29 protein-coding genes are annotated in these 25623 nt (G+C 41.5%); 1 reads left to right on the top strand and 28 read right to left on the bottom strand.

Annotation, left to right across the window (positions count from 1 at the left end):
• Window positions 1-31: 31 nt before the first annotated feature.
• From RWP09_RS04560 to RWP09_RS04450, 23 genes are all read right to left on the bottom strand, one after another.
• Window positions 32-412 (bottom strand): RidA family protein, encoded by a 381-nt coding sequence (locus RWP09_RS04560; RefSeq protein WP_001062610.1) that lies wholly within the window; start codon window positions 410-412, stop codon window positions 32-34.
• A 10-nt stretch (window positions 413-422) separates the two neighbouring features.
• Complete coding sequence (gene yihA, locus RWP09_RS04555; RefSeq protein ID WP_020900580.1) at window positions 423-1010, bottom strand: ribosome biogenesis GTP-binding protein YihA/YsxC; 588 nt, start codon at window positions 1008-1010, stop codon at window positions 423-425.
• Window positions 1011-1018: 8 nt separating this feature from the next.
• On the bottom strand, window positions 1019-2251 hold the full coding sequence (clpX, locus tag RWP09_RS04550; RefSeq protein WP_025169664.1) for an ATP-dependent Clp protease ATP-binding subunit ClpX: 1233 nt from the start codon (window positions 2249-2251) through the stop codon (window positions 1019-1021).
• Between the two features lie 36 nt (window positions 2252-2287).
• A complete protein-coding gene (locus RWP09_RS04545; protein ID WP_000442260.1) occupies window positions 2288-2458 on the bottom strand; it encodes a hypothetical protein in 171 nt (56 codons plus the stop codon).
• Window positions 2458-2964, bottom strand: coding sequence for a dihydrofolate reductase (locus RWP09_RS04540; protein WP_054367746.1), 507 nt, complete (start codon window positions 2962-2964; stop codon window positions 2458-2460). The genes RWP09_RS04545 and RWP09_RS04540 overlap by 1 nt, the downstream gene beginning before the upstream one ends.
• A 130-nt stretch (window positions 2965-3094) precedes the next feature.
• Entirely contained in the window at window positions 3095-3613 is a 519-nt protein-coding gene (locus tag RWP09_RS04535; RefSeq protein ID WP_033684112.1) for a DNA starvation/stationary phase protection protein, read from the bottom strand.
• A 349-nt stretch (window positions 3614-3962) separates the two neighbouring features.
• Window positions 3963-5477 carry a choline binding-anchored murein hydrolase LytC gene (lytC, locus tag RWP09_RS04530; RefSeq protein WP_314434467.1) on the bottom strand — a complete coding sequence of 505 codons (1515 nt, stop codon included), beginning with the start codon at window positions 5475-5477 and terminating at the stop codon, window positions 3963-3965.
• Between the two features lie 33 nt (window positions 5478-5510).
• Window positions 5511-6269, bottom strand: a complete 759-nt coding sequence (gene tpiA / locus RWP09_RS04525; protein WP_314434465.1) for a triose-phosphate isomerase — start codon at window positions 6267-6269, stop codon at window positions 5511-5513.
• A gap of 97 nt (window positions 6270-6366) precedes the next feature.
• Window positions 6367-7044, bottom strand: coding sequence for a DnaD domain-containing protein (locus tag RWP09_RS04520; protein WP_033684114.1), 678 nt, complete (start codon window positions 7042-7044; stop codon window positions 6367-6369).
• Window positions 7045-7052: 8 nt separating this feature from the next.
• On the bottom strand, window positions 7053-7997 hold the full coding sequence (metA, locus tag RWP09_RS04515) for a homoserine O-succinyltransferase (RefSeq protein ID WP_033684115.1): 945 nt from the start codon (window positions 7995-7997) through the stop codon (window positions 7053-7055).
• A 334-nt stretch (window positions 7998-8331) separates the two neighbouring features.
• The gene (locus RWP09_RS04510) at window positions 8332-8844 is read right to left on the bottom strand and encodes an adenine phosphoribosyltransferase (protein WP_001049320.1); all 513 of its coding nucleotides are present in this window, start codon (window positions 8842-8844) and stop codon (window positions 8332-8334) included.
• 84 nt (window positions 8845-8928) lie between these two features.
• Window positions 8929-9687, bottom strand: coding sequence for a class I SAM-dependent methyltransferase (locus tag RWP09_RS04505; protein ID WP_033684117.1), 759 nt, complete (start codon window positions 9685-9687; stop codon window positions 8929-8931).
• Between the two features lie 285 nt (window positions 9688-9972).
• Window positions 9973-10662 carry a 50S ribosomal protein L1 gene (gene rplA, locus RWP09_RS04500; RefSeq protein WP_001085675.1) on the bottom strand — a complete coding sequence of 230 codons (690 nt, stop codon included), beginning with the start codon at window positions 10660-10662 and terminating at the stop codon, window positions 9973-9975.
• Window positions 10663-10868: 206 nt separating this feature from the next.
• Window positions 10869-11294, bottom strand: a complete 426-nt coding sequence (gene rplK / locus RWP09_RS04495; protein ID WP_001085807.1) for a 50S ribosomal protein L11 — start codon at window positions 11292-11294, stop codon at window positions 10869-10871.
• A gap of 121 nt (window positions 11295-11415) precedes the next feature.
• Entirely contained in the window at window positions 11416-12132 is a 717-nt protein-coding gene (gene ldcB / locus RWP09_RS04490) for an LD-carboxypeptidase LdcB/DacB (RefSeq protein ID WP_033684118.1), read from the bottom strand.
• 2 nt (window positions 12133-12134) lie between these two features.
• Window positions 12135-12605, bottom strand: a complete 471-nt coding sequence (locus RWP09_RS04485; RefSeq protein ID WP_033684119.1) for an HIT family protein — start codon at window positions 12603-12605, stop codon at window positions 12135-12137.
• A gap of 1 nt (window position 12606) precedes the next feature.
• Window positions 12607-13644, bottom strand: coding sequence for a M42 family metallopeptidase (locus RWP09_RS04480; RefSeq protein WP_314434459.1), 1038 nt, complete (start codon window positions 13642-13644; stop codon window positions 12607-12609).
• Window positions 13645-13894: 250 nt separating this feature from the next.
• Window positions 13895-15220: a branched-chain amino acid transport system II carrier protein gene (gene brnQ / locus RWP09_RS04475; RefSeq protein ID WP_314434457.1), complete on the bottom strand. Its 1326-nt coding sequence runs from the start codon at window positions 15218-15220 to the stop codon at window positions 13895-13897.
• Window positions 15221-15391: 171 nt separating this feature from the next.
• Window positions 15392-15679 (bottom strand): rhodanese-like domain-containing protein, encoded by a 288-nt coding sequence (locus RWP09_RS04470; protein ID WP_314434455.1) that lies wholly within the window; start codon window positions 15677-15679, stop codon window positions 15392-15394.
• 10 nt (window positions 15680-15689) lie between these two features.
• Entirely contained in the window at window positions 15690-15881 is a 192-nt protein-coding gene (locus RWP09_RS04465) for a hypothetical protein (protein WP_314434453.1), read from the bottom strand.
• Window positions 15882-15884: 3 nt separating this feature from the next.
• Entirely contained in the window at window positions 15885-16463 is a 579-nt protein-coding gene (locus tag RWP09_RS04460; protein ID WP_314434451.1) for a uracil-DNA glycosylase family protein, read from the bottom strand.
• 53 nt (window positions 16464-16516) lie between these two features.
• Window positions 16517-17917 (bottom strand): dipeptidase PepV, encoded by a 1401-nt coding sequence (gene pepV, locus RWP09_RS04455; RefSeq protein WP_314434448.1) that lies wholly within the window; start codon window positions 17915-17917, stop codon window positions 16517-16519.
• 12 nt (window positions 17918-17929) lie between these two features.
• Complete coding sequence (locus tag RWP09_RS04450; protein WP_314434446.1) at window positions 17930-18535, bottom strand: nitroreductase family protein; 606 nt, start codon at window positions 18533-18535, stop codon at window positions 17930-17932.
• A 171-nt stretch (window positions 18536-18706) separates the two neighbouring features.
• Here RWP09_RS04450 and RWP09_RS04445 point away from each other — a divergent pair, with 171 nt between their 5' ends.
• Entirely contained in the window at window positions 18707-19507 is an 801-nt protein-coding gene (locus RWP09_RS04445; RefSeq protein WP_314434444.1) for an amino acid ABC transporter substrate-binding protein, read from the top strand.
• A gap of 67 nt (window positions 19508-19574) precedes the next feature.
• Here RWP09_RS04445 and RWP09_RS04440 read toward each other — a convergent pair whose 3' ends face one another.
• From RWP09_RS04440 to RWP09_RS04420, 5 genes are all read right to left on the bottom strand, one after another.
• Window positions 19575-20408 (bottom strand): metallophosphoesterase family protein, encoded by an 834-nt coding sequence (locus tag RWP09_RS04440; protein ID WP_314434442.1) that lies wholly within the window; start codon window positions 20406-20408, stop codon window positions 19575-19577.
• Window positions 20398-22245 carry an excinuclease ABC subunit UvrC gene (uvrC, locus tag RWP09_RS04435; protein WP_314434440.1) on the bottom strand — a complete coding sequence of 616 codons (1848 nt, stop codon included), beginning with the start codon at window positions 22243-22245 and terminating at the stop codon, window positions 20398-20400. The genes RWP09_RS04440 and uvrC overlap by 11 nt, the downstream gene beginning before the upstream one ends.
• A 38-nt stretch (window positions 22246-22283) precedes the next feature.
• Window positions 22284-22985 (bottom strand): M57 family metalloprotease, encoded by a 702-nt coding sequence (locus RWP09_RS04430; RefSeq protein ID WP_261042562.1) that lies wholly within the window; start codon window positions 22983-22985, stop codon window positions 22284-22286.
• Window positions 22986-23047: 62 nt separating this feature from the next.
• Window positions 23048-23827, bottom strand: a complete 780-nt coding sequence (locus tag RWP09_RS04425) for an alpha/beta hydrolase family protein (RefSeq protein ID WP_033685420.1) — start codon at window positions 23825-23827, stop codon at window positions 23048-23050.
• A gap of 66 nt (window positions 23828-23893) precedes the next feature.
• The gene (locus RWP09_RS04420) at window positions 23894-25555 is read right to left on the bottom strand and encodes a ribonuclease J (RefSeq protein WP_314434434.1); all 1662 of its coding nucleotides are present in this window, start codon (window positions 25553-25555) and stop codon (window positions 23894-23896) included.
• Window positions 25556-25623 lie beyond the last annotated feature (68 nt).

Genomic DNA, 25623 nt, shown 5'->3' with positions numbered 1-25623 from the left:
AGAAGTTTGGCAGAACCAAACTTCAACTAGCTTATCCAATCTCTGCGATGACTTCGATTTCGACTTTTACATCACGAGGAAGACGAGCTACCTCCACAGCTGAACGAGCTGGAAATTCCTCTTTAAAGGCCGTTTGGTAAACCTCGTTAAAAGGAACAAAGTCGTTCATATCGCTCAAGAAGCAAGTTGTTTTGACAACATGGTCAAAATCTGTTCCTGCTTCTGCCAAAATAGCACCAATATTTTTCAAGACTTGTTCTGTCTGTTCTTGGATGGTTTCTCCAACGATTTCCCCAGTTTCAGGAGAGAGAGGAACTTGACCACTAGCAAACAAAAGGTTGCCAACGATTTTTCCTTGAACATATGGTCCAATAGCCTTTGGAGCTTTATCTGTATGAATTATTTTTGCCATTTTCTTTACCTCACAATTTTTCTAAGATTGCATCCCAAGCTTGGTCCATCCCTGCCTTGCTGACAGATGAAAAGAGAATGAAATCATCACTTGGGTCAAAATTTAATTTCTTCTTGATTGCTGATTCGTGCTTGTTCCATTTACCACGAGGAATCTTGTCCGCCTTGGTCGCAACGATGATAACCGGAATCTCGTAATACTTGAGAAATTCGTACATCTGGACATCATCTGCTGACGGGTCATGGCGGAGATCCACCAAACTGACTACTGCACGGAGATTTTCTCGAGTTGTCAGATACTCCTCAATCATGCGCCCCCACTTTTCACGTTCCTTTTTGGAAACACGGGCATAGCCATAACCAGGCACATCCACAAAACGCATCTTGTCATCGATATTAAAGAAGTTGAGAAGCTGAGTTTTACCAGGTTTCCCTGAAGTTCTCGCTAGATTCTTGCGGTTCAGCATAGTGTTGATAAAACTAGACTTGCCAACATTTGAACGCCCTGCTAGGGCAATCTCTGGTAGTTCATCCTGCGGATAGTGGGATTTATTGGCCGCACTGAGCAAGATTTCAGCATTGTGTGTATTAAGTTCCATAATCACCTCTAGGCTGTCTCTAGGATTGGTTTATCCGTTCCATCGACAGCTTCTTTTGTGATGCGAACCAATTTCACATTTTCCTGACTCGGTACTTCAAACATAACATCTAGCATGGTTTCTTCGATAATCGAGCGAAGTCCTCGCGCCCCTGTCTTACGTTCGATAGCCTTATTGGCGATTTCTTGAAGGGCTTCGTCGTCAAATTCCAACTCAACATCGTCATAAGATAACAAGGTTTGATATTGTTTGACCAAGGCATTTCTTGGCTCTTTCAAGATACGAACCAAGTCATCCACTGTCAATTGCTCCAGAGCTGCAAAGACAGGCAAGCGTCCAATCAGCTCAGGGATAATACCAAATTTTTGAATATCTTCTGCGATGATTTCTTGCATGTAAGAGCTATTTTCATCAATCGCTTTATTGTTTTGACCAAATCCGATGACTTTTTCACCCAGACGTTGTTTGACGATTTCTTCAATACCATCAAAGGCACCACCCACGATGAAGAGAATATTTTTGGTATCCACTTGAATCATCTCTTGTTGTGGATGTTTACGTCCACCTTGAGGTGGCACGCTAGCAACGGTTCCCTCGATAATCTTGAGAAGGGCTTGTTGCACTCCTTCACCAGAAACATCACGTGTGATAGAGACATTCTCGCTTTTCTTAGCAATCTTGTCAATTTCATCCACGTAGATAATGCCACGCTCTGCACGTTCAATGTTAAAGTCAGCAGCCTGCAAGAGTTTGAGGAGGATATTTTCCACATCCTCACCCACATAACCAGCCTCAGTAAGAGCTGTTGCATCCGCAATCGCAAAAGGCACATTCAAGCTCTTAGCCAAGGTCTGGGCAAGGAATGTTTTCCCTGAACCAGTTGGGCCAATCATTAAGATGTTTGATTTCTGCAAATCCACATCTTCTGATTCTTCGCGTGTATCGTGAAAATTGATGCGTTTGTAGTGGTTGTAAACAGCTACTGCCAAGGCACGCTTGGCACGATCTTGACCGATTACGTAGTGGTTCAAGATATGGAGGAGTTCGATTGGTTTTGGAACTTCAGACAAGTCTGCCAAGACTTCTTCTGCCAACTCCTCTCGAATGATTTCCTGGGCTAACTCCACACATTCATTACAGATAAAGGCGTTGTTGCCAGCGATTATTTTTTGTACTTCTTCTTGGCTTTTGCCACAAAATGAGCAATAAACCATCATATCATTATTCCTAGTTGTAGGCATGATTTCCTTCCGTTCTATTCTATACTGTCATTCTATCTAAAATAAGGTCATGTAAAAAGCATGGATACTATTGACCAAATTGGTAAAGGCATTTAACCAGAGCAGGACAGAAAGTCCATAGCGCTTTTTACGAAAAGCCTGTGCTCCTGCAAGCAAGCAGACCAAACACAGCATGGCTGTGAAAAAACCAAATATACTACGTTCCATTAGACTTCCTTTCTCTTGCGGTATTGGATGGTAAAATCATAAGGATTTTTCTCATCTTTGGTAAAGGATTTGCTTGAAACTGTCTCAAAAAGAGATAAGTCAAACTCCTCAGGGAAATAGGTATCTCCCTCCACCCGAGCATGAATTTGAGTCACAATAACTTCATCAAGATAGGGTTCAAAAGCCTGAAAAATTTGCTTCCCACCGAGAATATAAAGATTCTTGTCTTGAGCCTGATACCAGTCCAAGACAGACTGGATATCGTGAAAAGTAGCAACCCCGTCTATCTTTTCTTCAGAATTACGCGTCAAAATCAAGGTCTCCCGTTTTGGAAGCAAGCGACGCCCCATTCCATCAAAGGTCACACGCCCCATCAAGATAGCATGATTAAGAGTTGTTTCTTTGAAGTGTTGCAGTTCTGCTGGCAAATGCCAAGGCAGACGATTGTCCTTACCAATCACACCCTCTTCATCCTGGGCCCAAATAGCTACGATTTTCTTAGTCATGCTTCCATCCTTTTCATTGATAGTACTATTTTATCAAAAAACTCGAAAAAAGACTGGTTTGGAATAGCTTACAGAATAGAAAAAATCTGTAAGATTCATCCTACAGATTTTTATATGATTATTCTATTTCTTACAAACCAGGTGCTTGTCCAAGTTCTGCCGCAATCATCCAAACTGTTTTCTCAAGTTCAGCCTTAGCACCAACAAAGATATCGTTTGTAACATCATCGCCTTCTTCGTCAGTCACATCCAAGGCTTTTTGGAAAAGAGTGATGAGGTAGCGATAAATAGCTAGAACACGTTCCAAGCTTTCTTCAACGTTACGGAATTCTCCTTCTTCTTCTTCGATTTCACTGTGTTGAAGGAACTCTGTCAATGTAGAGAATGGGCTTCCTCCAAGTGTAATCAAGCGCTCGCTGATTTCATCCAATTGACCATCAAGAGCATCCATGTACTCATCCATTTTTGGATGCCATACAAGGAAACCACGACCACGCATGTACCAGTGTACTTGGTGCAAAGCAACGTGGGCTACGTACAAATCAGCAACAGCTTGATTCAAGACTTCCTTTGTCTTTGCCAATGCTACTGGTGCTGCTTTTGTTAATGATGTTACGTCTTTTACTGCTTCTTTTTTCAATTCTACCATTGTTTTTACCTCATTCATTATTTTTTGTAACCACTTCTTAATGATTACTACCTTAGTATACTACTAATAAAAACCAATAGCAAGCCAAAAGACTCACATGAGAAAAGTTGCAATAGACTGATAATTTAAGAATTCTGTAGAGTTTTTTTGATTCAATTTCATGTCCCTTTTCTTCAGTAAAGCAAAGAAAAAGAGGATGCAATTTTCTTGCACACTCCTTTCTCAAACTTATACTCAATGAAAATCAAAGAGCAAACTAGAAAACTAGCCACAGGTTGCTCAAAATACTGTTTTGAGGTTGCAGATAGAGCTAACGTAGTTTGAAGAGATTTTCGAAGAGTATTATATCTTAATACCAAACGCTGACATCAACACGTCCACGAATTCCTTTTAAGTATTCAGATGAAGTATATTGCCATCCTTTTTCACCTGAATAGTGAGGATTATTCCAATCAAGCGCATCCGTATAGGCTGCAACCCAGTTGACATGTTGTAAAATATCTGGATGATTCAAACGAGTTTGCAAGAGTTGACGATAACTATAAACTTTCACATTTTGATAACCAGCCTGCCTCATTGTTGTCATATACTTGTTGATAATCTTGACCCAAGTTCCAGTATCACTTGGAGCTCTCTTGGTCTTATTTACATATTCCCAGTTCTCAACATCGTAGTAGATAGGATAAGACAGGTTCATCTTGTATTTTTTCAAGAGTTCAATAGTCTGATTGGCATCATTCTCAGCATCGGTCTCATTTTCTGCATAGGTGTAAAGATAGACACCATAAGGAATACCCAAACGATTAAGTTCTTGAATATTATAAGCCAGTTCTTTATCTTCTACACCACTATAACCCAAACGAACAATAACACCATCTACTCCATTATCATCGATGACTTTCTTCCAGTCACTGATACGACCATTGTGCTCGCTAACATCGATAACCTTTTTAACTTGATCAGTCCCAACTTGTTCTTCACGATGGTTAAAGAAATAACGTCTATCATTTCGATGAACCCAGCCAACATTCAGGTCTTTCTTTTCTTTTAACTCACCTGAGTCAGAAAAAATATAGCGAGCATCATTCATGACTAATTCACCAGTCGCCATAGCACCACTTTCTGTCAAATAGTAGTTACCCTGCCACTCATCTTTAGCCATGTAACCCCACTTCTTGAAATAGTACCACTTTCCGTCTACCTTTTGCCACTCTTGATTAGCATAAGAGCCATCAGACTTGAGATAGAAGTAAGACGAATAGGCTGGATCATAGAGCCATTCATTTTGCATCATGGCACCTTGAGCATTTAGGAAATAACTTCCCTGCCATTGGCTTTTAGCCATATAGCCCCACTTCTTGAAATAGTACCATTTACCTCCAACAGAGTGCCATTCCTGGTTAGCATAAGAACCATCGGACTTCAGGTAAAACCAGTTCTTATAGGCATTATCATAAACCCATTCATTTTTGGCCATATAACCACCTGATTTCAGGTAGTAATTGCCCTGCCACTCGTTTTGAGCATAACGTCCGTCTGACTTAATATAAAACCAAGCCTTATAGTAGTTATCAAAAATCCACTCACTCTTGGCTTTGGAACCATCAGCCTTTACATAATAATCCCCATCCCAGTGGGCAGAAGCATTGGTCTTTACTCCTTCGCTCGTTTGAGTTTTATTAGAAGACTGATTTTGCTCTGAACTACTTGAAACTGTCCTTGTATCCTGCGAAGTTTTTGAAGCTTCAGTTTCATTTGCAGCAACATGACTAACTGCCAAGCCTAGTAAAAAGATACTTGCTAATCCAATTTTTCCAATCTTTGTTTTCAATCTTTCCTCTCCTATAAAAAATGGAACAGACATCTCAATGCTGTTCCACCTAGCTTTTGCTACTGATTATTTTACAAAGTCAAGCAAAGCCAAGAAGCTTTCTGCTTCAAGTGACGCACCACCTACAAGGGCACCGTCAACGTCTGGACAAGCCATGTATGAAGCAACGTTTTCAGGTTTAACAGAACCACCGTATTGAACACGAACTTTATCCGCAACTTCTTGACCAAAGTCAGCAGATACAACGTCACGAACAACTTTACACATTTTTTGTGCGTCGTCTTGTGAAGCTGATTTACCAGTACCGATAGCCCAGATTGGCTCATAAGCGATAACTGATGCAGCAACTTGTTCAGCAGTCAAACCAGCCAATGCAGCAGATACTTGAGCACCTACAAACTCAGCAGCTTTACCAGCTTCGTAAGTTTCAAGTGACTCACCACAACAGATGATTGGAAGCATACCGTTTGCAAAGATTGCTTTTGCTTTTTTGTTAATATCTTCGTCAGTTTCATGGAAGTAGTCACGGCGTTCTGAGTGACCGATAACAACGTAGTCAGTACCGATTTCTTTCAAAACTTGTGGGCTAGTTTCACCAGTGAAAGCACCTGCATTTTCAAAGTAGCAGTTTTGAGCAGCAACTTTAAGGTTTGAACCTTTAGCAGCAGCAAGAACAGCTGTCAAATCAAGAGCTGGAGCTGCGATACCTGCTTCAACAAGGTCTGATGAAGGAAGTTTTGATGCAACTGCTTCAACGAATGCTTTAGCTTCTTCTGGATTTTTGTTCATTTTCCAGTTACCAGCGATAAATGGTTTACGTGACATTTCACATACCTCTTTTTTCAATTTATTTTCTATTTATTTTATCACAATTAAACACAGCTTGCAAATCTTACTTGGATTTCAAGCCTGCTGACATGGATTAATCCTTCCAGAGATCCATAGCATTTCTGAAATCCGCAGATACCTGTGTCAACTGAGGATTGCTTGCTTCTCTCTCTGCCCGCTTGGTCTCAATTTGAGCCACACTTTTAATACCTTCATGGCGCCAATTTCTCAAAATTGCCTGAATGTACTTCCAGTTTGCTTTTCCATTTAAAACAGCTTCACGAAGAGCTTCCTTAATCAAATCAGCACTGGTTCCATCTTCCTTAAGGGTCTTAGTCAAATCTTCAATCTCAAAAGGCGTCAACAAGCGTCCCAACTCCTGCTGGAAGGTTTCTACCAAAGCCTTAAGCTGGTTTTGAGGTGTCAACTGGTCTGAACTCGAAGCACTAGCTCCAAGCAAGTCATCCAAACGTTCCAAGGCTAGACTGGCATCAAAGAGCAATTCAATTTCGCCATTCAATTCGATCGTTCGATACTGAAGGAGTCCCCTCTCCGTCAGATTGGAAATAGCTTGATTGACATCTGAAATTTCCTTGCCAATCCTGTCAGCAATCTGGCTTGGTGACATTTCTTCCAAGCCTGTCGTATTTTGCAAATAGAAAAATTGCCAGACTAGAAAATCATCGCTGGAAGGAAAGAGTTCCTTAAAATGCAAGAGCAGGGCACTCGGTAAAACCAAGTTCCCTGATTTAAAAGCGTCTAAATATGTCATAATTCCTCTTATAAATACCCAAATGCGGATGCATCATCTTCTATTTTTCTCCAGTCAAAAGGGGTTTCCTGATAGACCGCATAGTTTACCCAGTTACTGAAAAAGAGGGCTGCTGATGAAGACCAACAAAGACAAGGTGTCTGGCTGACATCATCATCCTTAAAGTAATTTTCTGGAATATGAGGATCCAACCCTGCATCACGGTCTCGAAAATACTCTTTTGCCAAGGTATCACGGTCATATTCCAAATGCCCAAAACTATAAATTTCTCGTAAATCACGACTGGCCAAAATCGAAACCCCAACCTGCGACCCTTCGGACAATATTTCGAGATTGGTCTTATTCAGAATCTCTTCCTTAGAAATCTCTGTGTGCCGTGAATGAGGGGATACGTAGCTATCGTCAAAGCCTCTAAAGAGAAGGTGCCCTTCCTTTAAAGTGTCCTGAGGATAAATCCCTGATAACTTACTGTCCATCTGGTATTTTTCCACTCCATAACGCAGATAAAGCCCCGCCTGAGCACCCCAACAGATATGAAGCGTCGAATAGACATGGTTCTTAGACCACTCAAGAACCTGACTGAATTCCTCCCAATAGTCCACTTCCTCAAATGGTAAATGCTCAACTGGAGCCCCTGTGATAATCATCCCATCAAAATACTCATCCTTGACTTCTGGAAAAGTTTTATAGAAGGTCTCCATGTGTTCTGAACGAGTTGTTTTAGAACGATGGCTCTCCATATAGAGAAAATCAATGTCCAGTTGTAGGGGTGTATTGGCCAAATGGCGCAATAACTGAGTCTCTGTCACCATTTTCTGTGGCATAAGATTTAAAATTAAAATCTTCAAGGGACGGATATCTTGGTGGGCCGCACGTTGATCATCCATGACAAAGATATTCTCTGTCCGTAAAATCTCAACAGCTGGTAATTTTTTATCAATTCGAATCGGCATAACCCTCTCCTAACTGTACTCTTTCAGGAATAATTGCTTGTGTTTGAAACTCTTCGAAAATCTCTTCAAACCGCGTCAACGTTGCCTTGCCGTAGATATGGTTACTGACTTCGTCAGTTTTATCTGCAACCTCAAAGATGTACTTTGAGCAGCCTGCGGCTAGTTTCCTAGTTTGCTCTTTGATTTTCATTGAGTATGAAACTAAAACTCAAACACTCGTTTCCTTTATTATACTGTAAGAAGATATAGTTTTCAATTATAGTTTTTCTCTAACTAGCTATAGTCTATTTTTATATCCTAATGTAGAGAAAACAGCCCTAGGGACTGTTTTTCATTAATAATGCATCAAAACTTTGTAGTCGTAGTCACCGATTTTTTCACGGCCGTTCAATTCATCCAATTCAACAAGGAAGGCACAACCTGCTACAACACCACCAAGTTTTTCAATCATCTCAATAGTTGCCTTAACAGTTCCACCTGTTGCCAAGAGGTCATCTACGATAAGAACACGTTGACCTGGCTTGATGGCATCTGCGTGCATTGTCAAGGTATCAACACCATACTCTTTTTCATAGTCCGCAGAAATAACTTCGCGCGGCAATTTTCCTGGCTTACGAACAGGTGCAAAACCAATTCCCAACTCAAAAGCAACAGGACAACCCACGATAAAGCCACGAGCCTCAGGTCCTACAACCATGTCAATTTTCTTGTCAGTAGCATACTGAACAATTTCACGAACAGCGTAGCTATAAGCATTTCCATCAGCCATCAAAGGACTGATATCACGGAAGGTGATGCCTTCCTTTGGATAATTTTCAATTGTTGCAATGTAATCTTTTAAATTCATCTTTTTCTTTCTTTCAAATTTTTTACTCTCTATTATAGCATATTTTTAAGAAAGAAAAAAGGAAAAGTTAACTTCAATAATTATCTAAGGATTTGACCTTTTATGACTAGCCATCGCAATAAATCCCAATTTCTTTTTATTCTTAGCAAACATTTTATACATCGTTAAAAACTGCTTTCTATTCTCCTTTTTACAAGCATTTACACAAATTTTCAAAGTTCCTAGCCAACCTTCGTCATAAATCATACCTGATAATTTCATTAATGTCATTTCACCAGTCAATACTTTCACATCACAATAACCTGATTCTATCATCACTTGCTCCCAACCATCTTGGGTTAAAGGACCTACATTTACATGAATTGCTTGTGACAATTCCTGTCTGACAGACTCTTTAGCTTCCTTAAGAAGCACATCATGTGTCAAGAGAATACCTCCAGGTTTTAAAACCCTTAGATACTCCATTACACATTTTTTCTTAGCTTGATCAGCTTGCATAGTCAGCATAGCCTCATTTATAACAATATCAAAACTAGCATCTTCATAAGGAAGTTTCATTGCATTTGCTCTTTCAAATCTGATTAGATGCCCAACACCTGCCGTTGCAGCAGATTTTTTAGCCACTTCTAAAGCTTGTCCATCCATATCAACAGCAGTTATCTTACAACCAAAACGCTGTGCCAACTCAATTGCTGTAGTTCCCCTATTACACGCAACCTCTAGTATTCTCTTTTCTTTTGAAAATTCTCCTTCCGCAATTAGCCAATCTGTGGCACGTTTTCCACCTGGACGTAAGCGTTTTTTCCCTAGTTTCGCTAAAAACTTATGACCTGCTTCTGACATTTGAACACCTCTGTTTTTTTCTTCATTATAACATAAAATTATATTATCTGACAATTCTAATCTATTATTTGATAAACTAGAATCAAAAACATATAGTCTTCCATGACTATAGCATAAATCTATTAGCCATCTCTCTAGTTCAAATTCAATTGCTCACGTAGTTTACTCATATAGGTTCACTAGTAGATAGTCCTCAAAGAGGAGTTGCATCTCAGATGAACGACATGCTCGTCGTATCCAAAAAAACGAGCACTCTCGTACTCGTCTTTGTTTATAAACTACTGATTAAAGTGAGTTTACGTCAACTTTGATACCAACACCTTGAGTAGTTGTAATAGTCAAGTTTGTTACGTAAGTTCCTTTAGCTGTAGCTGGTTTTGCTTTTTGGATTGTTTCGTTGAAAGCTTTGAAGTTTTCAACCAATTTTTCAGCTTCAAATGATACTTTACCGATGATTGCTTGAACGTTACCTGCACGGTCAGCACGGTAAGTGATTTTACCACCTTTAGACTCTTCAACTGCTTTAGCAACATCCATTGTTACAGTACCAGTTTTAGGGTTTGGCATCAAGTTACGTGGTCCAAGGACACGTCCAAGACGTCCAACAAGAGCCATCATGTCAGGTGTAGCGATAACTACGTCGAAGTCCAACCAACCGTCGTTGATTTTAGCAACAAGGTCATCTTCACCAACAAAGTCTGCACCTGCAGCTTTTGCTTCTTCAGCTTTTGCACCACGTGCGAAAACAAGAACGCGTGAAGTTTTACCAGTACCGTTTGGCAATACCATTGCTCCACGGATTTGTTGGTCAGCTTTTTTAACGTCGATGTTCAAGTTGTAAGCAACTTCTACAGTTGCGTCAAATTTTGCAAAGTTAGTTTCTTTTGCAAGTGCTACAGCTTCTTCTACGCTGTATGCTTTTGTGCTGTCGATTTTCTCAAGAGCAGCACGAAGTTGTTTGCTTTTTTTAGCCATTTTCTATTCTCCTTGTAAGTGGTTCAATCGATTTTCATCTCCCACGTCACTTCTCGAAATGATGAAGTCTTGCGGGTTTTCAGTCTATTAGATTCTTTTTCTACTTCGTTAAGCTCCCTTGCTGTACTCAAGTACAAGCCTCAGTCACTTGCCTAGTATGAAAAGTAACTCATAGACTGCTGTGAGATTTTCTACTATGTTATTGATTAGTCAACAACAGTGAATCCCATAGAACGAGCAGTACCTTCGATCATACGCATTGCAGACTCTACGTTTGCTGCGTTCAAATCTGGCATCTTAGTTTCTGCAATTTCTTGTACTTGCGCACGAGTAACTGTAGCAACTTTAGTTTTGTTAGGTGTACCTGATCCTTTTTCAACACCTGCAGCTTTTTTCAAAAGAACAGCAGCTGGTGGTGTTTTAGTGATGAAAGTAAATGATTTATCTTCGTAAACTGAGATAACAACTGGAATGATCATACCAGCTTGGTCAGCTGTACGAGCGTTGAACTCTTTTGTGAATCCCATGATGTTGATACCAGCTTGACCAAGAGCAGGTCCAACTGGTGGAGCTGGTGTAGCTTTACCAGCAGGGATTTGCAATTTTACAAGTTTTTCGACTTTTTTAGCCATTTTTAAATCCTCCTTTGTGGTTTTGGCGGTAATTAAAGATTTTTACCTCCCACAAGTATGCTTTACACATACTCATCTATTATACACTATTTATCTAGAATTGCAAGAGAAAAGTTTATTTTTAATCGACATAATCTCCGCCTTCAAAGCCGTAGTATTCTTCTAAACTAAGACCAGTCTCAGCAATTTCTTTGGCTTCTTTTCCAACATAACGAAGGTGCCATTCTTCAGCCATATAGCCTGTTTCTTTTTCCTTACCTTTGAGATAACGAACAACAAAGCCATAATCAGCAGCGTGGTCCAAGAGCCATTGAGCTGCTTTTTCTTCTGTCACCAATTCTCCATTTGTGCTAATCACATCAAAAGCCAAACCTGTTTGGTGTTCGCTATAGCCAGGACGGGCAGAGTAACGGTCAGCTGCCGCCTTCCCATCTTGGTTGACATAATCTTGATAGAGCTTAGTCTGAGTCTCATAACTTCTAAAACCACTGTAATGGTCGCTGATTGGGAAACCTGCCTCTTGCATAGCTTTGATAAGTTTGAGCAACTCTGCCTTGGCTATTGGGTTTTCCCCTGGATTATAGTCTTTAGACAATGGATAGTGTTTATTGGCTACGATGATTTCATCGTATTTTCCTTGGATACTGTAATAGTCTCCTTTGTTGACCACTTCTGCTTTTTTCTGGGTAGCTCCTTGAGATTTACTGCCAACTGTTCCATCAGTCTTGGCGGTTTGTTCTGTCTTAGCTGCGCCATCTTCAGTTTTTGCTTTTTCTTGTGAACAAGCTGCTAGACTCAAGGCTAGCAAGGCTGTCAAGACAAGGTATCTTTTTTTCATCTCTACTCCTTTATTTCTAATAGTTTATCTAGTTCTGACGATAAACATTTAACTAGTTTTTTAATCTCATCTGGTTTTGCTTTCCAGATTTCTGAGGTCATTTCTTCAAAGGGAACCCACCAAACTGGACCACGACCTTTAAGACCGTGGCCGTTCATATCACCTGTTCGTCTAGGAAACAGATGCCAATGAAGATGGGCATCGCCATTTCCTAGAAGTTCGATATTCATTTTCTCAGCTGCAAAGGCCTTAGCAACTGCCTCTTGGACCATACTCATTTCTTCTAGAAAACGGAGTTTCGTTTCCTTTTCTAAATGGTGCAATTCGGTAACATGTTCTTTGGCTAGAAAAAGACTATATCCTGCAAAATACTGGTGATCTCCAATGACAAGATAGCCTGTTTCCAACTCTTTGACAAAATAGGGATTTTCTCCCTTCTTGATGAGCTCAATTCTCTGACATATAAGGCACATATTAGTCCACCAACTCACTCTTAAGATAAGCATCAACCATACGTTCCGTTGCGACCACCGAGTCAATATGGGTACGCTCATAAGAATGGCTAGACTCGATACCCGCACCAAGAAGGGCATGTTTAACCTCTGCCCCTGCAGACATGGCTGCTGAAGCGTCCGAACCATAAAATGGATAGATATCCAACTTAAATGGAATATCTTGCTCTTTCGCCAAGGCGACCAAATGTTGACGGAAGTCATAGTGATAAGGCCCTGAGGCATCCTTGACACAGATAGATACTGTGTACTCATCTGTTTGCTGGTCATCGCCCATAGCCCCCATATCCACAGCCAGATATTCTACTACCTGAGCAGGGATATTAGAGTTGGCACCGTGACCTACTTCTTCAAAGACTGAAAAAGCAAAATGGGTTGTTACGGGCAATTCAATCTTCTCTTCTTTATAAATACGAAGGAGATTGAGCAAAATTGCTGCACTGACCTTATCATCCAAATGACGAGACTTGATAAAACCTGTCTCTGTCACGACAGTTCGTGGGTCAAAGCTGATAAAATCACCAACCTCAATACCAAGAGAACGAGTTTCTTTTTCATTGGTCACTTTTGCATCCAAACGCACTTCCATATTGTCTTGCGTACGTTCTGCAGTTCCTGCATCCTTATAGACATGGCAAGAAGTTTGGTGGATAAGGATGGTTCCCGATACCTTTTGACCTGTGCTAGCCACATGAACAGTACAGTTTTCTCCCTCAATCATATTCCAAGGAAAACCACCGATACGATCCAGTTTCAGACGACCGTCTGATTTGACAGCACGGACAATAGCACCCAGCGTATCCACATGGGCAGTCACATAGCGGTGTTGCTCATCATTTTGACCTTTGATGGTTACATTGACACCGCCCTTGGCTGTGCGAACCGGCTGGTAGCCAAAACCTTCTAGAGTCTTGACTAAATAGTCTGAAATCTCACGAGTGAAGCCGGTTGGCGATGCAATGGCTGTTAGTTCTTTGATATATGCTACTGTTTGATTCATTTCTTCACCTCTTTTAATGCCTATTATAACACATTTATCATCGGATAAAAAAAGAAAATCACTCCTGTAGACTTGGCCACAAAAGTGATTTTATACTCAATGAAAATCAAAGAGCAAACTAGGAAACTAGCCGCAGGTTGCTCAAAACACTGTTTTGAGGTTGTAGATGGAACTGACATAGTCAGTATCCTACACATACGACAAGGCGACGTTGACGCGGTTTGAAGAGATTTTCGAAGAGTATTAGTGATTATTCCATTTCAAAAACATCACTTTCTTGCTTGTTTGGTAGAACCAATGAGAGCAAGATTCCGACAATAGCTGGCACCAACCATGGGAGAGATGCCTTAGCCAAAGGAAGAGCGTTGACAAGATTTGCAAGGAACTCAACCTTAAATGAGCTTCCTAGTACGCTTGCAATAGCAATAGCTGTAACGACTGCAATTGTCAACTGCATACCTGGTTTTGAAAGAGCCACAAATTTGTTGACAATGACAATCATAACAATGGCAATCGTGATTGGGTACAAGATAACCAGTACAGGGATTGAATACTTGATAATCGCACCAAGGCCCAAATTAGCAATAGCAAATCCAATCAAGGTAAAGGCTGTCGCATAAACCTTGTAGCTGATTTGTGGGAAACGTTCATTAAAGAACTCTGCTGTAGACACAATCAAACCAACTGTTGTTGTGAAGCAGGTTACGGTAACCATAGCTGCAAGGAAGAGTTGAGCTGTTGAGCCAAAGATTTCTTGAGTGGCTTGTGACAAGATGTAAACACCTGGTGTTCCACCCTTCATCGCTTCAGCTGGTACTGGGAAATGATTTCCAAGGAAACCTAAACCGATGTAAAGGGCGCTGAAAGCAAGGGCAACAACAATACCAACAACCCAAATAGTTGAAATATATTCTTTTTTACTTGAAAATCCAAGTTGTTTCAAGGTTTGAACTGCGATTACGCTAAAGGCAACGGAAGCAAGGGCGTCCAAGGTATTGTAGCCTTCGAGGAAACCTGTACCAAAAGCAGAAGCTTGATAAGCAGCTGAAGCAGCTTGAGGACTTGTGCCACCGTATTTGATAGCTCCTAGGACAACCAAGATAACAATCAAAATCGCAAAGACTGGTGTTAAAATACGACCGATACGGTCTAAGATTTTTGATGGATTGAGCGAGATTAGATACGCTGCTGCAAAGTAAAGAAGGGTAAAGACAATCAAGCCTAGACCTTTATTTGCATCCGACAAAAGGGGGCTAATCCCTACTTCGTAAGCCGTTGTAGCAGTACGTGGGATAGCAAAAAATGGACCAATTGACAAATAGAGAACTACAAGATACAGAGTCGCAAACCAAGGCGCTATCTTTGTCGAAATCTCATGAATGTATCCTTTAGGATTTAGCGTTCCAATAATAAGGGTCAAGACGGCGATACCGACACCTGAAAATACAAAACCTGCGATGGCAGGAAGAAAATGTTCTCCAGATAGAGCACCTAGAGAAGGCGGAAAAATCAAGTTTCCCGCACCAAAAAATATTCCAAACAGGAGCAAACCTGTTAGGGCACCTTTTTTAGCCATGAAAATCTCCTTCATATTTATAAAATACTGACCTAGTATACCATGATTGGGAGTCTGAAAAAAGCAACACGAGGCAAAATGTTAAATGTTTTTAAAATTCTAAAAAGTATGAATTATCTAAAAATAAAACTCTCCTACCCAGACCACACCAAGTAGGAGAAATTCTTACGTCTAGAGTTCTTCAAAGGCAGTCATACCACCTTGAACATTGATAACCTCATAGCCTTGTTCAGCTAAAAATTGGCAAGCACGCGCTGATCTCATTCCAGCTTTACAAATGACATAATGCAACTGGTCCTTGTCCAACTGATCATAGCTATCAGCTAATTGACTCAGAGGAAGATTCTGAGCACCTTCTAAATGGAGAGCTTCAAACTCATCCACTTCTCTCACGTCCACTAGAGAAAGTTGACCGTTTTGGTAAAGCTGGTAAAATGCGTCAAAGGTAATTTCTTTCATTCTTTTTCTCCTAATACTCTTCGAAAATCTCTTCCAACCACGTCAGCGTCGCCTTACCGTAGGTATAGTTACTGACTTCGTCAGTTCTATCCACAACCTCAAAACTGTGTTTTGAGCTGACTTCGTCAGTTCCATCCACAACCTCAAAGCTGTACTTTGAGCAGCCTGCGGCTAGCTTCCTAGTTTGCTCTTTGATTTTCATTGACTATAAAATGGTTTCAATTCTTTTTTTCAAGTCTGGCACTACTTCTGCCTCAAACCAAGGATTTTTGGCCATCCAGATTTGATTTCGTGGCGAGGGGTGAACTAGTGGAAAATAGGTTGGCAAGTAGTTCTGGTAGTGTTTTACCCGTTCTGTCACCTTGCCACTGATTTTCTCCTTTAAATAGTAGGCCTGGGCATATTGCCCAATCAAGAGGGTCAATTGAATATCTGGCAATTCTTGCAAGAGCTGAGGATGCCATTTTTCAGCAAAACCTGTACGAGGTGGTAAATCACCTGACTTGCCATGTCCTGGAAAGTAGAAATCCATAGGCAAAACAGCAAAATATCCTGAATTGTAAAAGGTATCTTCATCCACACCTAGCCAGTCCCGCAAGCGGTCACCACTTTTATCTTTCCAGTAAAGGCCTGCCTCCTGCGTTTTAAGTCCAGGTGCCTGACCGATGATATTGATGCGAGCAGTCTTTGGCGCTGCAAAGAGAGGCTCAATGCCACGCTCTGTATAGGTAGCATTCTGCGGATCCGCCATGATAGCCTGCTTGATTCTTTCGATTTGAGACATCGACTTTTCCTCCAAAAAGAAGTCTAAGCATACAATCTCAGACTTCTATCGTTTTATTTGATCAATTCGTAAATAGCTTCGGCATAGATTGCTGCTGCTCGGAAGAGATCATCCAAGGCGATAAATTCATTAGCTTGGTGCATAGTGTCAATTGAGTCTGGGAACATGGCACCGTAGGCAACTCCGCGTTCTAGCAAGCGACCAAAGGTTCCACCACCGATGACTTGCTCATGACCTTTAAGGCCAGTTTGTTTTTCATAAACATTCAACAAGGTTTGCACAAGTGGATCTTCCATTGGCACATAGTGAGGAGTATGACCGTGTTCAGAGAGGCTAACAGAAGCAACTGGTAAGTTTTCAAGAATTGACTTGATTTGTTCTGGACTTGTTCCTTTTGGATAGCGGATATTAAGGGCAATGGTATTATCAGCACTTGTTTCATCAAAGCGGAAGACGCCTGCATTCATAGAAAGAGCACCCATCTTTTCATCCACATGAGCAATCTTGAGATTTTCACCCTCATGGTCGTTCAAGAGAATTTTACCAGCGATGTCAAGGTAGTCTTTAGCTGGACCAGCAAAGTCAAACTGGCTAAGGAAGAGGGCTAGGTAAGTCGCACCATTGACACCTGAAGCAGGCATAGCACCGTGGGCTGATTTACCAATGATGGTCACCTTGTATTGTCCAGCTTCTTCTTGGAGTTCTCCTCTAAGTTTGTGTTCTGCAACAAAGGCATCTAGTTTAGCTTGCAAGTCAGCCAAATCACCTGAAATAACTGCTGTTGCTGATTCTGGTACCATGTTTTCACGCAAACCACCTGTGAAGCTGTGAAGATGGGCAGCGCCTGTATTTTTACCTGCAAAATGAAGATATTCTGTGATGTTTCCTTTTTCACCGTTGATGATTGGGAATTCAGCGTCTGGAGAGAAACCGAAGTCTGGTTTCGCAAGTCCTACGTGCTCGAAGTAGTAGTCCATGTCTGCCCAGCCTGATTCTTCATCTGTTCCGACGATGAAACGAACTTTCTTAGAAGTTGGAAGACCCAATTCTTTGATGATTTTCAAACCATAGTAACAAGCTGTTGTAGGACCCTTGTCATCTGAAGCCCCACGCGCATAGAGGCGACCATCTTTGATAGTTGGTGTGTAAGGATCTGTGTCCCAACCGCTACCAGCTGGCACCACATCCATATGGGCAAAGATTCCGAGAACTTCTTCTCCATCACCAAACTCAAAATGTCCTGCGTAGTTGTCAACATTTTTAGTTGGGTAGCCATCGCGGTCTGCGATTTCAAGGAATTTCTCCAAGGCTTTTACCGGCCCAGGTCCAAATGGATGCTCAGCATCAACCTTGCTATCATCACGTTCTGAGTTGATTTCCAAAAGGCTAAACAAGTCAGCCAAGAGGTCTTCTTTACGTTTTTCTACTTCTGCTGTAAAATCAATTGCTGTCATATTATCTTCCTTCTATCTTTTCTCGATGATTTCATCTACTGGCAAGCGGTAGCTTGGTTCCAATTTCTCGTCTGTGTAACCTACCGTAATCAAGAGTTCTGGGCGGAAACGGTCTTCAATATCCAAAACTTCGTTGACTTTTGATTTATCAAATCCAAGAATCATATTTGATCCAATTCCTTGGTCTGTAAGAGCGAGAATCAAGTTCATGGCAACCAAACCTGCATTGAGGGCTAGGTAGTCGCTGACTTGTTGTTCATTGTAGCGCGCAAATTCAGCTGGCAAATTTTTCATGAAGTATTGAAGTTGTTCTTCTGAGAAATTGTTAGCACCACCAACTCGGGCAATCTTACGAGCACGTTTGGCTAAGTCCGTATCTGTAAAGAGGGTAATGGTTACAGGTGCTGATGATACCTGTTCAAAGTTAGAACCGTAAGCCAACTTTGCCAATTCAGCATTTTTCTCACGAACAACCACAAATTTCCAAGGCTGGCTGTTGTGGGCACTTGGGGCCAAGGTTGCAATTTCGATAGCCGTACGCACATCTTTTGGATCAACCGGCTTATCAGTGAACTGCTTAGTCGCATGACGTTTTTTATTTAATTCAAGAAATTTCATAATCGATTTCCTTTTCTAATTCTACTGCTTCCATTCTACCATAATTTGAAAGAGCTTGCAGAGATTTTTCATGATTAAGATTTTTTATTACAGCCATAAAAAATATATATTGGTTCATCGGGAAAGTTTCTGATAAACTAGCAGATGACTTTACATTTGAATGGAGATATTATGAAAAAATTTAGCCTATTACTAGCCATCCTACCATTTTTGGTTGCCTGTGGAAATCAAGCTACACCTAAAGAGACCAGCTCTCAAAAGACAATCGTCGTTGCTACAGCTGGTGATGTGCCGCCATTTGACTACGAAGACAAGGGAAATCTAACAGGCTTCGATATCGAAGTTCTGAAAGCAGTGGATGAAAAACTCAGCGACTACGAGATTCAATTCCAAAGAACTGCTTGGGAGAGCATCTTCCCAGGACTTGATTCTGGTCACTATCAGGCTGCAGCCAATAACTTGAGTTACACAAAAGAGCGTGCTGAAAAATACCTTTACTCACTTCCAATTTCAAATAATCCCCTCGTCCTTGTCAGCAACAAGAAAAATCCTCTGACTTCACTTGACCAAATCGCTGGCAAAACAACTCAAGAGGATACCGGAACTTCAAACGCTCAATTCATCAATAACTGGAATCAAAAACACACTGACAATCCCGCTACTATTGTTTTTTCTGGAGAGGATATCGGGAAACGAATCTTAGACCTCTCTAATGGTGAATTTGATTTCCTAGTTTTTGACAAGGTATCGGTTCAAAAGATTATCAAGGACCGTGGCTTAGATCTCTCAGTCGTTGATTTACCTTCTGCCGATAGCCCCAACAACTATATCGTTTTCTCAAGCGACCAAAAAGAGTTTAAAGAGAAATTTGATAAAGCGCTCAAAGAACTCTATCAAGATGGAACCCTTGAAAAACTTAGCAATACCTATCTAGGTGGTTCTTATCTTCCAGATAAATCTCAGTTACAGTAAGATATACTAAAAGCGATTGGACTAGCCAAGCGCTTTTTTAGTTTGCATTGGTTATTTTAGGAAACTCTTACAAAAAATCAAAAAAATTCTTCACATCCTCTACATACCCATGCTTTTCTATTAAGCTTGCTAATAGTTCCAGATTGTGCCCCTGATAGTTATCTTCACGACGTAGTTCTTCATACATTTCGATAAAGGGAAGCCCCTTGGACTTGGCCAATTCCAACTCCGCTTCGTAGTCATAAGCGACTTTACGAAATAGGATATTTACCAAGTCCCCATCTTCAACTTCTATCACGGCATACTGGGCACGGTGATTTTTTAACGCCTCCCAATTAAAATAGGGCATGCCAATCGACCCTGGATTGATGATTTGTTGCCCTTGACTGCCATAACGAAGCAACTGCTTGTGGACATGACCATAGACTGCTACGTCCGTTTCCTCATCTAGCAGTTGATCAAATTTATCTGTATCATTCCCAACCAGTAGGTCCCCTCCATAATTTTTGTCAGGTAAATTATGAGAGATAGAAAAGCGCAGTCCCTCAACTTCTTTCTTCTCCAGCAATGGTAAGCTTCGTAGCCAGACAATCGTTGCAGGATCCATCCGCTCCATCAAAAACTGGGTCATTCGCATTGACTGGATTTCTTGTGGGTCTTCCAAACCGTATTCACCATCCAAGGCCTCAAGGACACAATCATCCCAATTTCCTCGAACACTGGCTGTGATAGGAATATCCTTTAGCAGGGCTACTAAGTCATTTGCACCTGGACCAGGAAGAAAAATATCTCCCAGAAGCCAGTATTCATTGACTCCTTGATTTTTAGCATCTGCAATCACTGCTTCTAGCGCCGTCGCATTGCCATGAATATCTGATAAAATTGCGATTTTATGTTTCATTGTGGTTTCCTTCCGTTTGGTATTCTACTCTTTCTTCCGCCACTTGAGCCAATTCCACTTCTTCCTGCGGATTCAACTTCTTCTGCACAGCCTCTGCAACCGCTCTTGGCACCCCAACTTCGACAATCTCATCCACACTAGCTTCCTTGATTTTGGTCAAAGACTTGAAATGCTTCATGAGATTTTGCTTACGTTTAGGTCCCAGCCCTTCAATTCCATCCAATTGTGATGAAAAGGAATTTTTGGAGCGCAGTTGGCGGTGGAAAGTAATGGCAAAGCGGTGCACCTCATCTTGGATGCGTTGGAGGAGAAAGAATTCTTGAGAATTGCGAGACAACTCCACCACCTCAAGTGGATCTCCAAAGAGCAATTCATGGGTTTGGTGCTTATCATTCTTTTGCAGACCTGCAATGGGAATATCCAAACCCAGTTCCTCTTGTATGACTTGCTTAGCGATATTGACTTGACCTTGTCCCCCATCAATCACAATCAAATCTGGAGGAGTCAAACCGTCACGCTGTACTCGACCATAGCGTCTGCGAATGACTTCTCTCATACTGGCATAGTCGTCTGGCCCGACTACGGTCTTAATTTTATACTTACGGTAATCCTTCTTACTAGGTTTTCCGTTGACAAAGACAACCATGGCTGAAACAGGACTGGTCCCCATGATATTAGAGTTATCGAAGGATTCAATACGGACTGGGGTCGGTATTTGGAGCAAACGACCTAGATTTTCAATAGCTCCTTGTGTCTTTTCGACAGATTTTTCTAACAGATTGAACTTCTGCTCTAGACTGACTCGAGCATTCTTTATAGCTAGATTGACCAGTTGTTTTTTCTCACCACGCTGAGGTTTGAGAATCTTAGTATCCACCAAGGCCTTGACGGCTTCTTCATCAATATTCTGCGGAATCAATACTTCATTTGGTACTAGATGGGATTTTTCTTGATAGAATTGTCCCACATAGGTTAAGAAATCCTCGTCCGGATCATTGTAGTAGGGGAATAGATTGACGTCACGTTCAATTAACTTGCCCTGACGAACAAAGAAAACCTGAACACACATCCATCCCTTGTCCACATAGTAGCCAAAGACATCCCGATTTTGGAGATCCTTAGCCATGACCCGTTGCTTGGTTCGAAGCGTTCCAATAGCCTGAATTAGGTCACGGTATTCCGCTGCACGTTCAAATTCCATAGCTTGGGCTGCCGTTGCCATCTTGCCCTTGAGATCATCGATGATTTTGTCATCCTGCCCTTTTAGAAAATCAGAAACCTCCTGAGCCATGGACTTGAAATAGGTCTCATCTTTATTACATATGGTGTGGGCCAGGCATTGGCCGATATGGTAGTAAAAACAGACCTTAGACGGTGGATTCGTACACTTTCGAAAAGGAAAAATCCGATCTAGTAGCCGCTTGATTTCATTGGCTGCCCCCACATCTGGATAAGGTCCAAAGTAGAGACCGCCGTCCTTTTTGACCTGACGGGTAATAATCAAACGAGGATAGCGCTCATTAGTGATTTTAATAAAGGGATAAGACTTATCATCCTTGAGCATGATATTGTATTTAGGCTTATTTTCCTTGATCAGGTTGATTTCTAGGAGAAGTGCCTCAATATTGGAATCCGTAACAATAAATTCAAAATCCACAATTTCAGATACCAGAGCCTCTGTCTTAGTATCATGACTTCCACGGAAATAAGACCTCACGCGATTACGCAGATTTTTAGCCTTTCCTACATAGATAATGGTACCGTTTTTATCCTTGTGAATGTAGCAACCAGGGCTGGTCGGCAGGAGCTCTAGTTTTGATTTAATCAAGTTATTCATAGTTCCATTATAACAAAAAAGTAGGGAAAGATAGTTCCCTACTCATTGGTCTCATATAATTTTCGAAGTCTTGCAACATCCTCTTCCTGGATACCATAAAAGGAACCTGCTGGTTGCATGACAGACTTCTCATCTGTATGATCCAAGCCAATCGCATGACCCAACTCATGTTCTGCCGTATGGACAATACGCTCATAGGAATAGCCATAGTTAGGATTGGACAGATAATAGTGATTCAACCGTACCGTGACAGACAAGAATTGCCCCGTCAAGAGATTGGTCTGACTTTCTGCCTCTCCTGCCACAGGAGTACCTCCGTCATTCATCTCCGTAGCCAAGATATCTGCCTTGCTGGCCTCAGTCACCAGTTCAAACTTAAAGGCACCAGTTTGATTCCAATTCTGAATCGCTTCTACATAAGCTTCTTGAAAGCGTGAATCTATCTGCGGATCTAGGTAAATACGAGCAGAAGCCTGCGGCCACCTTCCTTCAGAGTGTTGGTGGCTATCTGTCTGGTTCAACTTAGGCAGTTGCCCTGTTTTTTCCCATTGGTCGATACTTTGTTTACCAATCTTGACTGACCGTTCTGCTTGCTTTAGCGCTCCTTGAAAATCCCCGTTCAGATACCAGAGAAGTCCGAAAGCAAGTGCACATAAGAGCACAACTATCCAGACCAGACGCCAAAACAAACGCCAAATAAAAGAAAAAAAAGCCCCTATCAAACGAAAAATCCAGCGCATGTCTCTCCACCTTTCTAGAAAATAAAGTCTATTTTACTAAAACAAGCTGAAAGAAAGCTAAATTATGACAATCTCTCTTCTAATTTGAAATCGATTGGCAGAGTTGCTAGAAACCGTTCCAATTGTTTTTCCCAGTAGTACCACTCGTGAGTTCCAGCACTATGGCTATAGGTCACATCAAAGCCCAGTTTTTTGAGATTTTTCACTGCTAGATTATTGGCTTCGTACAAGAAATCCTGCTCGCCACACCAAGCCCAAAGTTTGGTCTTTTTATCCGATTTTTTAGCCAGACTTTCAAGAGAATAAGGACTAGTTGTCCAGTCTTTAATCTCTCCAAAAACACCTCTCCAGTAAGCTGGTGTCCCCAGATTTTGGCTTTCAGGAGAAAAATCTTGAAAGCTGAGAGCACCTGAAAAACTAGCTGCATGAGAAAAACGATTTGTAGCAAGAGCCAGTTTGAAACAGCCGTAACCTCCCATAGAGAGGCCAGCGATAAAGGTCTTTTCACGCTTACTAGTCATGTTAGGGAAGAAGCGTTTCAGAACCTGTGGCAATTCCTCTGCTAGAGCTGTGTAATAGTCAAAACCATATTGGGTATCGGTATACCAACCGTTGCTGGTATTGGGCATGACGACGATGAGATTAGTCCCCCGAAGTAAGCGTTCTACGTTGGTCCGCTTGAGCCAACTATTATGATTGCCAGACATCCCGTGCAAGAGGTACAAGACTGGAATGTCTTTACAATCTGGTTCTTCCACTCGATTGGCATCAGGATAGAGGACATTCACCCCCCACTCCATATCCAAAACTTGTGAGTAATACTCGATTTTCATTACTGCCATAATTTTTCCTCTATTTTTCTATAAGAAAAAGCCGAAATTCGACTTTCTCTCCGTTTATTTCAACAATTATTTCGCTTCCATGACTACTGGTAAAATAGCTGGACGACGTTTGGTTTGGTCAAAGAGATACTTGGTCAGATTATCACGAACCTTCCCTTTAAGATCTGCCCAGTCAAAGTCATCTCCTTGAAGATATTCTTCTACCGTTTGATTAATCAATTCTGAACTTTCACGGAGAATATCGCGACTCTTCTTGAGATAAACAAATCCACGCGTGTGAACACGAGCCTTGGCCACAATTTTCTTCTCACGACGGTTAACGGTGATTGCGACGATGAAAATACCGTCCTCTGATAAGACCTTACGGTCACGAAGAACTACATTTCCAACATCACCGATGGCATTTCCATCAATCAAGACATCCCCTGCCGAAACCGCTCCAGCTGGGACAAAGTCTCCATTCTCATAGGCCATGCTGGTTCCCTTTTTAGGGATGAAAATGCGTTCTGGCAACATCCCAACTGCCATAGCAGCCTTAGCATGGGCATCCAACTCGCGGTATTCCCCTTGAATTGGGAAGAGATACTTGGGTTGCAAGAGATTGATCATCAGCTGCAAATCACGCGCATTTCCGTGGCCTGACACACGCAAGCTTTGAGTGATCAGTTTGACAACCCCACCAGCTTGGTAAATCATGTTTTCCACACGCGCCATAACTGCTTCTTTGGCGATAGACGGAGTGGTTACGATATAGACTAGGTCACCGTCCTTGATTTCCACATAACGGTGGCGACCAATCGACATCTTGCGAAGACCGTTGATAGGCTCACCCATACGACCTGTCTCAAGTATAATCAACTCATGGTCTTCAAAACGAGACATATCTTTTGGCTTAATCAAAAGACTCTCATTAGCTAGGGATAATTTCTTGAGGCGAATAGCAGTACGGACGATATTTTCAATATCGAATCCTGTCAAGACCACACGACGGCCTGTTGCATCCGCAGCGTCAAACACCTGCTGGATACGAGAGAGGTTGCTAGCTACTGCTGCAACAATGATACGACCATCCCAGTCCGAAATGGTTTGAGTAATCTCGTCCCCAACTTCACTTTCGCTAGCCACTTGGATATTACTGTCCGCATTGGCTGAATCGCTAAGAAGAGCTAGAACTCCATCACGACCGATTTCTGCCAAACGAGCAAAGTCTGTGGCATAAGATTCACTAGCTGTCTGGTCAAATTTGAAGTCACCTGTATAAACGATACTACCTTCAGCTGTCTTCAAGACAACACCCAGACTTTCTGGGATAGAGTGGGTCGTACGGAAGAAGGACACCACAGTTCCTCCAAAATCAATCTCCGAATCCTCATCAATCACATGAAAATCATTAAATTTCTTAACCGTATCATTCCCTTTGACAAAGAGTTTGGCCAACTCAATGGTCAGCTCAGATCCAAATACAGGCACCTTGGCTTCAGCCAAGAGATAAGGCAGAGCACCAATGGCATCCGCATGTCCGTGAGTCAAGAAAACCCCAGCGATACGGTCGCTATTTTCAAAAAGGTAGTCCATGTTTGGAATAACGACGTCCACCCCTAGTTGTTCATTTTCAGGATATTTCAGACCTGCATCCAAAACGAAAATAGACCCATCGATTTCAGCGATATACATATTTTTCCCATTTTCACGTACACCACCAAGCGTTGTTAAACTGATATTACTCATTTTTCCTCCGAAAGCTTAATTTATCTTGATTATAGGGTTGCTTACCCTCTTATTCTAAAAGCACTATT

Source organism: uncultured Streptococcus sp., assembly GCF_963521255.1.
In the GTDB taxonomy this organism is placed as follows: Bacteria; Bacillota; Bacilli; order Lactobacillales; family Streptococcaceae; genus Streptococcus.
The sequence above is the reverse complement of the archived record's forward strand: the minus strand, read 5'-3'. Positions and strand labels throughout refer to the sequence as shown.

Excerpts from the sequence above, each read along its gene's own strand:
- RWP09_RS04560 (WP_001062610.1), bottom strand. The coding sequence starts at position 412 with ATGGCAAAAATAATTCATACAGATAAAGCTCCAAAGGCTATTGGACCA.
- yihA (WP_020900580.1), bottom strand. The coding sequence starts at position 1,010 with ATGGAACTTAATACACACAATGCTGAAATCTTGCTCAGTGCGGCCAAT.
- clpX (WP_025169664.1), bottom strand. The coding sequence starts at position 2,251 with ATGCCTACAACTAGGAATAATGATATGATGGTTTATTGCTCATTTTGT.
- RWP09_RS04545 (WP_000442260.1), bottom strand. The coding sequence starts at position 2,458 with ATGGAACGTAGTATATTTGGTTTTTTCACAGCCATGCTGTGTTTGGTC.
- RWP09_RS04540 (WP_054367746.1), bottom strand. The coding sequence starts at position 2,964 with ATGACTAAGAAAATCGTAGCTATTTGGGCCCAGGATGAAGAGGGTGTG.
- RWP09_RS04535 (WP_033684112.1), bottom strand. The coding sequence starts at position 3,613 with ATGGTAGAATTGAAAAAAGAAGCAGTAAAAGACGTAACATCATTAACA.
- lytC (WP_314434467.1), bottom strand. The coding sequence starts at position 5,477 with ATGTCTGTTCCATTTTTTATAGGAGAGGAAAGATTGAAAACAAAGATT.
- tpiA (WP_314434465.1), bottom strand. The coding sequence starts at position 6,269 with ATGTCACGTAAACCATTTATCGCTGGTAACTGGAAAATGAACAAAAAT.
- RWP09_RS04520 (WP_033684114.1), bottom strand. The coding sequence starts at position 7,044 with ATGACATATTTAGACGCTTTTAAATCAGGGAACTTGGTTTTACCGAGT.
- metA (WP_033684115.1), bottom strand. The coding sequence starts at position 7,997 with ATGCCGATTCGAATTGATAAAAAATTACCAGCTGTTGAGATTTTACGG.
- RWP09_RS04510 (WP_001049320.1), bottom strand. The coding sequence starts at position 8,844 with ATGAATTTAAAAGATTACATTGCAACAATTGAAAATTATCCAAAGGAA.
- RWP09_RS04505 (WP_033684117.1), bottom strand. The coding sequence starts at position 9,687 with ATGTCAGAAGCAGGTCATAAGTTTTTAGCGAAACTAGGGAAAAAACGC.
- rplA (WP_001085675.1), bottom strand. The coding sequence starts at position 10,662 with ATGGCTAAAAAAAGCAAACAACTTCGTGCTGCTCTTGAGAAAATCGAC.
- rplK (WP_001085807.1), bottom strand. The coding sequence starts at position 11,294 with ATGGCTAAAAAAGTCGAAAAACTTGTAAAATTGCAAATCCCTGCTGGT.
- ldcB (WP_033684118.1), bottom strand. The coding sequence starts at position 12,132 with ATGAAAAAAAGATACCTTGTCTTGACAGCCTTGCTAGCCTTGAGTCTA.
- RWP09_RS04485 (WP_033684119.1), bottom strand. The coding sequence starts at position 12,605 with ATGTGCCTTATATGTCAGAGAATTGAGCTCATCAAGAAGGGAGAAAAT.
- RWP09_RS04480 (WP_314434459.1), bottom strand. The coding sequence starts at position 13,644 with ATGAATCAAACAGTAGCATATATCAAAGAACTAACAGCCATTGCATCG.
- brnQ (WP_314434457.1), bottom strand. The coding sequence starts at position 15,220 with ATGGCTAAAAAAGGTGCCCTAACAGGTTTGCTCCTGTTTGGAATATTT.
- RWP09_RS04470 (WP_314434455.1), bottom strand. The coding sequence starts at position 15,679 with ATGAAAGAAATTACCTTTGACGCATTTTACCAGCTTTACCAAAACGGT.
- RWP09_RS04465 (WP_314434453.1), bottom strand. The coding sequence starts at position 15,881 with ATGAAAATCAAAGAGCAAACTAGGAAGCTAGCCGCAGGCTGCTCAAAG.
- RWP09_RS04460 (WP_314434451.1), bottom strand. The coding sequence starts at position 16,463 with ATGTCTCAAATCGAAAGAATCAAGCAGGCTATCATGGCGGATCCGCAG.
- pepV (WP_314434448.1), bottom strand. The coding sequence starts at position 17,917 with ATGACAGCAATTGATTTTACAGCAGAAGTAGAAAAACGTAAAGAAGAC.
- RWP09_RS04450 (WP_314434446.1), bottom strand. The coding sequence starts at position 18,535 with ATGAAATTTCTTGAATTAAATAAAAAACGTCATGCGACTAAGCAGTTC.
- RWP09_RS04445 (WP_314434444.1), top strand. The coding sequence starts at position 18,707 with ATGAAAAAATTTAGCCTATTACTAGCCATCCTACCATTTTTGGTTGCC.
- RWP09_RS04440 (WP_314434442.1), bottom strand. The coding sequence starts at position 20,408 with ATGAAACATAAAATCGCAATTTTATCAGATATTCATGGCAATGCGACG.
- uvrC (WP_314434440.1), bottom strand. The coding sequence starts at position 22,245 with ATGAATAACTTGATTAAATCAAAACTAGAGCTCCTGCCGACCAGCCCT.
- RWP09_RS04430 (WP_261042562.1), bottom strand. The coding sequence starts at position 22,985 with ATGCGCTGGATTTTTCGTTTGATAGGGGCTTTTTTTTCTTTTATTTGG.
- RWP09_RS04425 (WP_033685420.1), bottom strand. The coding sequence starts at position 23,827 with ATGGCAGTAATGAAAATCGAGTATTACTCACAAGTTTTGGATATGGAG.
- RWP09_RS04420 (WP_314434434.1), bottom strand. The coding sequence starts at position 25,555 with ATGAGTAATATCAGTTTAACAACGCTTGGTGGTGTACGTGAAAATGGG.